1 protein-coding gene and 1 pseudogene are annotated in these 636 nt (G+C 61.6%); both read left to right on the forward strand.

Annotated features, from left to right (window positions below):
* A pseudogene (locus ACODTY_RS24120) lies at positions 1 to 397 on the forward strand (nucleotidyltransferase domain-containing protein); the annotation flags it as partial.
* Positions 390 to 636, forward strand: a 247-nt coding sequence (locus tag ACODTY_RS24125) for a type II CBASS E2 protein (RefSeq protein WP_488996701.1), incomplete at its 3' end; no start/stop codon positions are given. The pseudogene ACODTY_RS24120 and the gene ACODTY_RS24125, both read left to right, overlap by 8 nt.

The raw sequence follows: 636 nt of genomic DNA on the forward strand, positions 1-636 counted from the left end.
GATCGAGCGGGCAACGATCAACCGTCAGAAGCTTCAGGTCGTCAACCCGACCTACAGCGCCGACGTCTTCACCGACCGCTGGCCGGAAAACCTGGATCAGCAGAACCAGTTCGCCCGCTGTCTCCACGATTTCGTGGCCGGAATCGAGCGCGCCAAGCGCGGCGAACTTGACCCTGTCAGTCTGCGCAACTGGCTGCGCGAGATGTTTGGCGACCGCGTCGTGACGCGCGCGGCCGATAGGATGGCGGACACCACCGGTGCGGCGATCGTCGCTGGATCGCAGGTCTACAGCAAGAAGGGCAGCATCCTGCTGCCGGCTGCGGCCACGGTTATTACGTCGGCGGCTCCGGTCGCCGCCAAATCGCACACCTTTTTTGGAGATCCGATCGATGAATAGTAGGCCACTCTCGATCGAGGAGCAGGTCGCTTCGATGAGGCGTGACTGGCCCGGCTTTCGGGTCAGTCACCTATCCCGTCGCGAAAACGCTGCTCGCTGGACCGGCGATATCAAGCAGTTGCAAATCCATCGGATCGAGGTCCGTTACCAGCTAGGCTACTCACCCGAGATACGGGTTCTTTCTCCGGCCCTTATTCGGCTGCCGGAAAATCCGGAGGGTTCGCTTCCCCACGTCTACG

This window comes from Mesorhizobium sp. FG116 (assembly GCF_057809835.1).